The following is a 10,340-nucleotide window of genomic DNA, read 5'->3' on the forward strand; positions in this document are numbered from 1 at the left end:
CCAATGACCAATGACCAATGACCAATGACCAATGACTAATGACCAATGACCAATGACCAATGACTAATGACCAATGACCAATGACCAATGACTAATGACCAATGACCAATGACCAATGACCAATGACCAATGACCAATAACTAATGACCAATAAGAAAGGAGACAAGATTTATGACGATGACACCGATGAAAGCTCCGCCTCTGGTTTCGCTGCAAAGTCCTAAAGATGTGTCGATCGACCAAATAGAGGCAGAACTGAGTAAAATTTGGGAAAGTTACAGAGACCCTGGGTCAAAGGGCGATTTTCCGATCGCGACTAGGGCAGCAACTTTTACTTTTGTCGTGTACGAACCGGAAGAAACCCAGCAATTATTGGCGGATCTGGGATTTTATGACGGGCCTGTCGATGGTATTAGCGGGCCGATGACAGCATCTAGCATCAGGGCTGCTCAAAAAGCTTACGGAATGGCGAGAAGTGGCAAACCTAGCGCTGAATTGCTGGCGATGTTGCGCGAAGAAGTGGCTCGCAAAAATGCCAAGGGAGAGCTTTTGGGTTCGAGTGGCTTGGGTTCCGCGGGATCGGGGGTGGCTGATGCGATCGTAGCTGCCAATCCCTGCCGGATTATTGCTCTGTGCCCGACGGCGGGAGAAGATACGGGCGTGCAGGCTCAAGTGGCTGCTTACTGTCCGGTGCACAAGCGCGGCAGCGGCAATCTGATCTGCTGCGAGTATATTACGCTGCGGGGTACGGAGGCTGCTTTGGAACGGGTGAGCGCGATCGTGACAGCGCTGACGATCGCGGATTTGCCGACGCTGCTGTGGTGGAAGGCGAATCCAGATGCCGATCGAGGTTTGTTCCAGCGGCTGGCGGAAACTAGCAGTTCTGTGATTATCGACTCTAGCAGTTTTGCCGAGTCCGAAGCGGAATTGCTGATGATGCAAAGTCTGATCGAGGAGGGAATTCCGATCGCGGATTTGAATTGGCGCAGGCTGGCGGCGTGGCAGGAGTTGGCTGCCGAGGCCTTCGATCCGCCGGAACGTCGGGCGGCAATTCGGGAGATCGATCGAGTGACGATCGATTACGAACAAGGCAATTCTACTCAAGCGCTGATGTATTTGGGCTGGCTGGCGAGCCGGCTTCAGTGGCGTCCGGTTGCTTTCAAGCAAGAAGAGGGCGATTACCAAATTAAGCGCATTAAATTCGCAGGTGCGGACGAACGGGTTGTAGAAGCCGAGTTAGCTGCGATTCCTACTGCCGATACAGGCGATGTCCCCGGCGATTTGATTGCTCTGCGCTTGAATTCTACGAACGAGAAGGCCGACTGCGGTACGGTGCTGTGTTCGGAAACGGGGGGCTGTATGCGGATGGAAATGAAAGGAGGCGCTCAAACCGATCGATTTAACCAGGTGACTCCTCTGTTCGATCAGGTGACGGAACAGTTGCTGGGCCAGCACTTGCAGAGTTGGGGTCGGGATATGCTGTACGAGGAAAGTTTGGCGGTGACGGCTCAAATGCTGAAGTTGGCTAAGAGGTAAAGAGAAGTTCGGCAACGGATGCAAGTAACGGATGTAACGGATGTAACGGATAGAATAAGGAAGAAGGAATTGAGTTAATATAAAGTAGAGCAGGCAATGTCTGCTCTACTTTATATTCTTCTTTCTTTCTTCGCGTTCTTCGTGTCTTCGCGGTTCGTTAAAGCATTATTTAATAGATGAGAGAGCTACACTCATAACTTTATCAACTATCTGTTTTCAGTATTTATTGTAACTAACTATAACTATGGCTTTAGTAATTGCTGGCGAACGAAGCGGGGCAGGAAAGACTACTGTAACGATCGCCCTTTTAGCTTATTTAATCCGCCGCGGCTTGAACGTGCAATCTTTTAAGGTCGGCCCTGACTACATTGACCCGATGTTTCATGCTTTTGTGACTGGCCGCCCCTGTCGGAATTTAGACCCGGTTTTAACGTCTGAATCTTATGTAAAAAAGTGTTTTTCCCGCCACATTCAAGATGTCGATTGTGCTTTGGTTGAAGGGGTAATGGGTTTATTTGATGGGGTTTCTCAGAAGAAGGGTTCGGCAACGGATTTTGTAACGGATTTTGTAACGGATGTAACGGATTTAATGGATGTCAGGAAGGCAGAAGGAAAAGAACATTATTCTATTTCTTTTGCTTCTACGGCTCATGTTGCTTGTTTGTTGAATTTGCCGGTATTGTTTGTGATTGATTGCAGCCGGCTGTCTGGTTCTGTGGCTGCGATCGCCCACGGTTTTCGTTCTTTTAACCCAAATCTTAAGTTCGCGGGTTTGGTGCTCAATCGGGTGGCGAGCGATCGACATTTGGAGCTGCTGACAGATGCTCTGGAACCGCTCAATTTACCGATTTTAGGAGTTTTGCGTAGGGATGAGGCTGTGACGATTCCCGATCGGCATTTGGGTTTGATTCCGGCCGAGGAGTTGCCGCATCTTCACGGTGCGATCGATAAATTGGCTGATTTGGCTGCTGTTAGTTTTGACTGGGAGCAACTTTTACCTTTATTGGCTGCAACTCCTCATGGGGGGGGTGAGGGGTCTGAGCAACTTTTGGGTAGATACAGTCTCCCTTACTCAATTGTAACTAAAAAAGATGATGTTGTCAACTGTTTGGAAAAAAAGTTTTCGGTGAGGATTGCAGTTGCGCGCGATCGGGCTTTTAATTTTTACTATCAGGACAATCTTGATTTGCTGGAAGAGTTGGGCGCCGAGTTGGTATTTTGGAGTCCGTTGGATGACTCGGTTTTTCCTGAGAATGTGCAGGGGTTATATTTTGGCGGCGGTTTTCCCGAAGTGTTTGCTGGGGAATTAAGCGGTAATGTTTTAATTCGGGATGCTGTCAGAAGTGCGATTTTTTCGGGAATGCCGACTTATGCGGAGTGCGGCGGTTTGATGTACTTGTGCGATTCGATTGTAGACTTTGATGGGAATTCTTGGCAAGGGGTGGGTGTGTTGCCAACTGCTGCTGCGATGGGAAAGCGCTTGACTTTGGGATACCGGGAGGCTGTGGCGGTGAGGGATAGTTTGGTGTTAGCTGCGGGGGATGCGGTTTGGGGACATGAGTTTCACCGATCGCACTTAACTATAGAACCGACTAATCCAGTTTATCACAGTTGGAGGTACGGTAAGCGGGGGGAAGTTGAGGCGGTTGCTGAAGGTTGGGGGGTTTGTCGGGTACACGCTGCTTATTTGCATTTGCACTGGGGTGCGAACCCTGATATTGCGGTTCGTTTTTTGCAGCAGTGTAGTGATGCGTGATTGTAAGGGTGTTTTGGGCGATCGAGTGAATTAGATTTTTTTAACCGCAGAGGGCGCAGAGGGCGCAGAGGGAGAGATAGAGGAGTATTTGTATTATGCTTTTGATGAGATGAGCGAGGAGATGTTGGGATTTATGAGTACGTTAGTTTCAGTTAAGCAATTGTCGGCACAATGGATAACATCGGAGAGTTTTCGGAGTTACGGTCAAGTTATTTCTGCTAGTTTTGATGGTAAGTTTTTTGATGATGAGGATGCTCGGTTAAACTTAAGCAATGGTATTCCTAGATTTTATATTATGCGGTTGCACGAGAAGGGTCGCAAGTTTGGTAAAATTACGCGGCACGTTCAATGCACGCAGTGTTTGGGTTCTCTGGATGGGAAGGATTGGTTGATGGCGGTTGCACCTCCAGGAGATGGCGATAAACCGAGTTTGGATGATATTGTTGCTTTTCGGATTCCGGGTGATTGTTTTATTAAGTTAGATTTGGGTACTTGGCACGCGGGGCCTTATTTTGATGCGGATTTTGTGGATTTTTACAATCTTGAATTGAGCGATACTAATGTGGTTGACCATTTTAGTTTTGATTTGGTGAAGGATCACAATCTGGAGTTTGAGATTGTCTGACAAAACTTACACGCTCTATTTAAGAAAGGACTGAAGTCCTTACTACAAACCAGTAGGTAAACACGCCATGTCTGAGCAAAAGTATAGCATAGTTCTGCGCGACTGTCGTTTGTTGGGTGCGGGCGATCGCGAAACGGTGGATATTGCGATCGAGGATGATACAATAGCTGCGGTATCGCCGCGCATCTCAGGACTGGGCGATCGCGAAATCGACATTAAAGGTAAGTTAGTTTGTCCTCCGTTTGTGGAGTCGCACATTCATCTCGATTCTGCTTTGACTGCGGGGGAACCGCGATGGAATCAAAGCGGTACTTTGTTCGAGGGAATTCAAATTTGGGGCCAACGCAAGCAAGGTTTAACTCTGAATGATGTCAAAAAACGGGCGATTGAAACTTTAAGGCTGCAAGCGTCTCAAGGGATTTTGTTTGTCAGGAGTCACGCTGATGTTAGCGAACCGACGCTGACTGCTTTGCAAGGACTTTTGGAAGTTCGAGAAGAAGTCAAAGATTGGATGACTTTGCAAGTTGTGGCTTTTCCCCAAGACGGGATTTATGGGAGTCCTGGAAACGACAAACTTTTAGATAAATCTCTGGATATGGGTGCGGATGCTGTGGGCGGGATTCCGCATTACGAGTTGACACGGGAAGATGGAGTAAAATCGGTTCACCGCATATTTGAACTTGCAGAAAAATACAATAAATTAATTGATATCCACTGCGATGAAATCGATGACGAACAGTCGAGATTTTTGGAAGTTGTAGCAGCTTGTGCGATTAGAAGCGGTGCGGGTTCGCGGGTGACAGCCAGTCACACGACAGCTTTCGGTTCCTACAACAATGCCTATGCTTTTAAGCTGATGGGAATATTGCAAAAATCCGGCATTAATTTTATCGCTAATCCTTTGATTAATATCACTCTGCAAGGGCGTGCGGATAGTTATCCCAAACGTCGCGGAGTGACGCGGGTTAAGGAGTTGTGGCAGCATGGATTGAATGTGAGTTTGGGGCACGACTGCGTGCAAGATCCGTGGTACAGTTTGGGTACGGGAAATATGTTAGATGTGGCTCACATGGCGGTTCATGTTTGTCAGATGACGGGAATGGCTGAGATTGCAGCTTGTTTTAATATGGTCACTGTCAACGGTGCTAAAACTCTCTATCTGGGAGATGATAATTATGGGATAGATGCGGGGAAACCTGCAAATTTGATTGTGTTGGATGCTGAGGATTGTTATGATGCAATTAGGAGGCGCGCTGCGGTTCGGTATGGGTCTTCTGGGTTTGCGGTGACAAACAAAGCTAATATGAGTTGTAAGCCTTTTCTAGCAAGGGTTTCACTAATCAAGAAATTTCGTAATTGTATCCAATGATTTCGCGGGGTAAGTTGCTAGCGGAAACTGTCCCAGCAAAAACTTGTTTTTTCTGACTGTCAACTTGCGGTTTTTTTTAGTAGTGCGCTGTACAAACAACAACTTTATCGATATAAAATATCAAGGGTTTTAGCTGGAAAAGCAACCTTGACTAATATCGTAAAAAATGATAGCTTTTAGATAAAATTAATCCTTCAAACACATATGAACGCTAAGTTTCAAGACCTAGAGTGCGATACAGATATTTTGCTTATAGAGAAAGATACTTTTACAGTTGAAAGATTTAAAGACCTAATGCGACAGAAGCTTGCTAAAAACCTTAATGAAATAATACCCAACTCGCGAGAGGTAAGAATGTTTTTTAAATTGTTTTATGATTGCTCTATTGGTGAACTAGATCTAAAAGTAGATAAAGGTCAATGGATTTTTCCTCCTGCAGGAATGACCTGTCAGCTTCTCAAAATCGGTTCCCAAGCTTGGCAAAAAGGTAAGCTAAGAGTAAAAGCCTATTTAAAATTTAATTTCTCTAGCGTGGAAGTGCAAATAAGTTGTGATTTTTGTCCTGATGAACCTGCCGAACCAGAATCTATTCTAGATGACATCCGCCAATCTGAAGAGTACAAAAAACTCGCTAATAACAACTGACCTCTGAAACTGCTAAACTATGAGTCAAGGTGCTATTCCCGATGAGAGTCCGAGAAACTTGCCAGAGCAACTGCTTCTGCAAGATGCAGTTGCTGGAAATAGCAAAGGTATTCAAGGCGGAGTGAATAATATGCTGGGAGATGCTCCCAGACTTGTGGCAATCTATGGTGGATATCCTGAACATTGGTATAAAATGACCAGCATTCAGTCTTTTATGATTGATGGAGCGTCTGTACAAGTTCATTGGTTTCGGAATAGTCAGACTCAGGAAAATGTAGAGTACAAGTTCAAACGTCAGTACCCGAAAATAGCTCCCAAGAATCTGTAATTAGGAAAGAAAAAAATATGATAATTCGCTGTATCGCTAATACAGGTGCATTGCTTCCTGATGATTACATAGAACCTACTATAGGTTACACAAGACAACTACAGTTCTCATTAACGGTAGGTCGTGAATATGTTGTTTATGCTTTTAGAGAATGGCGGGGAACTATTTGGTATTATATCTGCGATGATAATTACAGCTATTATCCCATGCAGAATCCGGCGCCACTGTTTGAAGTGGTTGATGACAGAGTTTCTAAGTATTGGCGGTTTAAACTTTCGCCCAATGGATTCTTGATGATAGCATTTGAACAGTGGTTTACCGATCCTTATTTTTATGATAAGCTGACGGATCAGGAAGAGGCGGAGGTTGAGATTTTTGATAAGGTTAAGGAATTGATGGATGCTGAGGATTTTGATTTGCCTCCCTTAGATGTCGCCGTTGAAAAATTGCGGGAAGCTGTCAGTGTTTGAGTTGAGAAAGAGAGAAGTTCAATTTAGTCTTTTTCGTGTGATTCACATACTTTTTCAACAAATGACATCGGAAACTGTTAAACTATGAAGCAAGGTGCTATTCCCGATGAGAGTCCGAGAAATTTACTAGAGCAACTGCTACTGCAAGATGCTAAAGCTGGTAATTGTAGAGCCATTCAGGGCGGATCTGACGATATACTAGGGGATGTTTCCAGACTGGTTGCCCTCTATGGAGGTAATCCCGAAGACTGGTACAAAATAACCAGCATTCAGGCTTTTGTAATTAATGGAGCTTCCGTACAAGTGCACTGGTTTGAAAACAGGGAAATTTTGCAACAAGTTGAATTAAAGTTTAAACGACAATATCCTAAAATAGCCCCTAAGAATTTATAGGTATACAAGTTATGATTGTTCGCTGTATTGCTAATACTGGAGAACTTCTACCGGAAAATTATATTGATCCGGTCCGAGGTTATACTAAAAAGGTTGAATTGCCGTTGACAGTTGGCAAGGAATATGTTGTTTATGCAATCCGATCGTGGCAGGGAAGAGTTTGGTACTATATTTGTGATGATAATTACAGCTATTATCCCATACAGACTCCGGCACCGCTGTTTGAAGTAGTTGATAACCGAGTTTCTAAGTATTGGCAGTTTATGCTTGATCCGAATGGGGTGTTAAGGTTTGCTTTTGAGCAGTGGTTTACTGACGCTTATTTTTATGATAAGCTGACGGATCAGGAAGAGGCGGAGGTTGAGATTTTTGATAAGGTTAAGGAGTTGATGGATGCTGAGGATTTTGATTTGCCTCCGCTGGATGTTGCAGTTGAGAAGTTGCGGGAAACTGTCAGTGTTTGAGTTGGGGAAAGAGTGCAGGTCAATTTAGTTTTTTTGGCTTGACTCACATCCCTTTAAATAGTATTAAAGGGGAAGTAGCATAATTGTTAAAAAAAATGAGCGAAAATATTGAAGCCAATCAAAGATATGAAAAGCTAGAGGGCGCTAATGATGTTTTGTTGTTGAATTATCAAGCTACTTTTACAGTGGGAAAGTTTAAAGAGTTAGTTGCGGCAAAGTTTAATGAAATACTTGTGCTTGACGCAGCAACTCAATCTCGCCGGGACTCAATAAATGGTTGGATGCAAAGGCTGTGGATTAGCGAAGAAACAAGTACAATAATTAGTGGAGGGGATATAAACTGGAACTCCCCTAAAGAAGGAATCGATTGTCAAGTTCTCAAAATAGGTTCCAAAGGTTGGCAAAAAGGAAAGATGAAAATCGAAGTTAATAAAAGTTTCGAGCCTTATGGTAAAACACGGGTATGTATAAAATTTTGTCCTGATGAAGCACTAGAGGAAAAATCGCCTTTAGATGATATCAGACAATCAGAGGAATATAAAAAACTGAGCAATAACAACTGACAGCCCGATCGCGATTACAATACAATAATCGATCGCACCCCGCCGCACTGATAAGGGAAAATAGAAAAATGACAAATATAGAAGAATATGTCGATCGCACCGCCGAACTGATAAACTTACCCTTAGACCCGGAACATCGCCCCGGCGTTGTGGTAAACTTCGAGAGGATAGCGCAGATCGCCCGACTCGTTACAGAATTCCCCTTACCCCCAGAAATCGAAGCTGCACCAGTGTTTGAACCTTAGATTTTTTACCGCCGATGAACGCAGATGAAGCCAAATTTTTAGCAGGAGCGGATGCAGTCGCTACAGCATCCGCTGTTAAAAGTGGTAAAATTGCAGCGACAGCGGTTGTAAATGCTGCTTTAGAACGAATTGCCGATCGAGATCAAACACTCAATTGCTTTACTGCCATCACCGCAGAAAGTGCGATCGCAGCAGCCGAAAAGATAGATAATGCGATCGCGCGCAACGAAAACCCAGGCCCTTTAGCAGGCGTTCCCTTCGCGGTCAAAAACTTGTTCGATGTCAGCGGAATTACCACTCTAGCAGGGTCAAAAATCAACGCTGACAACCCTCCGGCGAGCCAAGACGCGGCGGGGGTCGCCCGACTCAGACAAGCCGGGGCTGTGCTTGTAGGCACGCTCAACATGGATGAGTACGCCTACGGTTTCGTCACGGAAAACAGCCACTACGGGCCAACTCGCAATCCCCGCGATACTGCGCGCATCGCCGGCGGTTCTAGCGGCGGTTCCGCAGCAGCAGTCGCCGCCGGTTTAGTTCCCTTCACCCTCGGTTCCGATACTAACGGTTCCATCCGCGTACCGGCTGCTTTGTGCGGTGTGTTTGGCTTTAAGCCTACTTACGGCCGTTTGTCAAGGGCCGGTGCTTTTTTGTTTTCGAGTAGTTTGGATTGCGTGGGGCCGTTCGGGCGATCGCTCCGAGATATGGCGCTGCTGTACGATATCCTGCAAGGCCCGGACGATCGCGATCCAGTTTGCACTCAACGCGCGCCAGAACTTTGTTCGCCGCAGTTAGATATAGGAATTGAAGGATTGCGAATTGCCGTTGCTGACGGCTATTTCGCCCAAGGGGCCGAACCGGAAGCGATGGCTGCTGTAGAAATAGTTGCCCGAGCCTTGACAAATGTCTTGAATTGTGGTATTGAGTCAGAAAAGACAACAACAAACCCCCCAAAAATCGGGGGGCTTGCAACTGTTAGGATACCGGAATCCGATCGCGCGAGGGCGGCAGCGTTTATAATTACTGCTTGCGAGGGTGGAAACTTGCATTGGGAGAATTTGCGATCGCGCCCTCAAGACTTCGATCCGGCAACGCGCGATCGTTTTTTGGCTGGAACCCTGATTCCTGCGACGTGGTACGTGCAAGCGCAGAGATTCAGACAGTGGTACCGCGATCGAATTAGGGAAATATTCCAACATACAGATATCATTCTCGCACCCGCCACGCCGATCGCTGCTCCTGAAATTGGTGTCGAGAAAATGGTCGTCGCCGGACAAGAAATCTTAGTGCGTCCCAATCTGGGACTGTTCACCCAACCGCTATCATTTATAGGCTTGCCGGTGCTTTCCGTGCCCGTACAGCGGCCCGGCGCTTTGCCCTTGGGGGTACAAATTGTTGGTGCTCCCTACAGCGAAGCGGTGATTCTCCGAGTCGCTGCGGTACTAGAATCGCAAGGCATTATATCTGCCGAATCAATTCATTGCTAGTTCTAGGGTTTGTTGTTGCGGTGGAAGCGTCTCTTAGTCCTTCTAGCAATAGCTTTGCGCTTCTGCTTTTCGAGGGGGGTTTCAAAGTGGCGGTGTTTTCTCATGTCGGGGAAAATTCCCGCTTTGGAAACTTGTCGCTTAAACCGTCGCAGGGCTGACTCGATCCCTTCATTTTCGCCGATTACAACTTGGGTCATTCTTTCTCCTTAGTGTTTGTTCGATCGAGTTTTATCATATCAAGATTTTTGGCGGCGCGACCTGTTGGATGTCGGGCGATCGACCAAAACCTTAAAATCATACCAGAAAATTGGTTCGTAGTGAGGACTTTAGTCCTTCTTTTTTGCAGAAAATTGGTTCGTAGTGAGGACTTTAGTCCTTCTTTTTTGCGGACTGAAGTCCTCACTACAAGCCTGGTTCGTAGTCAGGACTTTAGTCCTTCTTTTTTGCGGACTGAAGTCCTCA

Annotated in this window: 13 protein-coding genes; 12 read left to right on the plus strand and 1 reads right to left on the minus strand. The window is 45.9% G+C overall.

Annotated features, from left to right (window positions below; all coding sequences use genetic code 11):
- Positions 1-171 precede the first annotated feature (171 nt).
- The 12 genes from opcA (at position 172) to JGK39_RS32430 (ending at position 9,878) form a co-directional block, all read left to right on the plus strand.
- Complete coding sequence (opcA, locus tag JGK39_RS32375) at positions 172-1,536, plus strand: glucose-6-phosphate dehydrogenase assembly protein OpcA (RefSeq protein ID WP_293298856.1); 1,365 nt, start codon at positions 172-174, stop codon at positions 1,534-1,536.
- 244 nt (positions 1,537-1,780) lie between these two features.
- Positions 1,781-3,292, plus strand: coding sequence for a cobyrinate a,c-diamide synthase (locus tag JGK39_RS32380; RefSeq protein WP_293298859.1), 1,512 nt, complete (start codon positions 1,781-1,783; stop codon positions 3,290-3,292).
- Between the two features lie 133 nt (positions 3,293-3,425).
- Positions 3,426-3,917: an ureidoglycolate lyase gene (locus JGK39_RS32385; protein WP_293298862.1), complete on the plus strand. Its 492-nt coding sequence runs from the start codon at positions 3,426-3,428 to the stop codon at positions 3,915-3,917.
- 67 nt (positions 3,918-3,984) lie between these two features.
- The gene (gene codA / locus JGK39_RS32390) at positions 3,985-5,286 is read left to right on the plus strand and encodes a cytosine deaminase (RefSeq protein WP_293322636.1); all 1,302 of its coding nucleotides are present in this window, start codon (positions 3,985-3,987) and stop codon (positions 5,284-5,286) included.
- 204 nt (positions 5,287-5,490) lie between these two features.
- Positions 5,491-5,931: a KGK domain-containing protein gene (locus tag JGK39_RS32395; RefSeq protein WP_293174572.1), complete on the plus strand. Its 441-nt coding sequence runs from the start codon at positions 5,491-5,493 to the stop codon at positions 5,929-5,931.
- Positions 5,932-5,950: 19 nt separating this feature from the next.
- Positions 5,951-6,259 carry a hypothetical protein gene (locus tag JGK39_RS32400; RefSeq protein WP_293174569.1) on the plus strand — a complete coding sequence of 103 codons (309 nt, stop codon included), beginning with the start codon at positions 5,951-5,953 and terminating at the stop codon, positions 6,257-6,259.
- A 17-nt stretch (positions 6,260-6,276) separates the two neighbouring features.
- Positions 6,277-6,729 carry a hypothetical protein gene (locus tag JGK39_RS32405; RefSeq protein WP_293174565.1) on the plus strand — a complete coding sequence of 151 codons (453 nt, stop codon included), beginning with the start codon at positions 6,277-6,279 and terminating at the stop codon, positions 6,727-6,729.
- Between the two features lie 84 nt (positions 6,730-6,813).
- Entirely contained in the window at positions 6,814-7,122 is a 309-nt protein-coding gene (locus JGK39_RS32410) for a hypothetical protein (RefSeq protein ID WP_293174562.1), read from the plus strand.
- 11 nt (positions 7,123-7,133) lie between these two features.
- Positions 7,134-7,586, plus strand: a complete 453-nt coding sequence (locus JGK39_RS32415) for a hypothetical protein (RefSeq protein WP_293298868.1) — start codon at positions 7,134-7,136, stop codon at positions 7,584-7,586.
- A 95-nt stretch (positions 7,587-7,681) separates the two neighbouring features.
- Entirely contained in the window at positions 7,682-8,149 is a 468-nt protein-coding gene (locus tag JGK39_RS32420; RefSeq protein ID WP_293298871.1) for a KGK domain-containing protein, read from the plus strand.
- A 68-nt stretch (positions 8,150-8,217) separates the two neighbouring features.
- Complete coding sequence (locus JGK39_RS32425; protein WP_293298874.1) at positions 8,218-8,394, plus strand: DUF4089 domain-containing protein; 177 nt, start codon at positions 8,218-8,220, stop codon at positions 8,392-8,394.
- 14 nt (positions 8,395-8,408) lie between these two features.
- On the plus strand, positions 8,409-9,878 hold the full coding sequence (locus JGK39_RS32430; RefSeq protein ID WP_293298877.1) for an AtzE family amidohydrolase: 1,470 nt from the start codon (positions 8,409-8,411) through the stop codon (positions 9,876-9,878).
- Between the two features lie 2 nt (positions 9,879-9,880).
- On the opposite strand, the gene rpsU is transcribed toward JGK39_RS32430, so the two are convergent.
- The gene (rpsU, locus tag JGK39_RS32435) at positions 9,881-10,075 is read right to left on the minus strand and encodes a 30S ribosomal protein S21 (RefSeq protein ID WP_006632476.1); all 195 of its coding nucleotides are present in this window, start codon (positions 10,073-10,075) and stop codon (positions 9,881-9,883) included.
- Positions 10,076-10,340 lie beyond the last annotated feature (265 nt).

The organism is Microcoleus sp. PH2017_12_PCY_D_A (assembly GCF_020738565.1).
In the GTDB taxonomy this organism is placed as follows: Bacteria; Cyanobacteriota; Cyanobacteriia; order Cyanobacteriales; family Microcoleaceae; genus Microcoleus.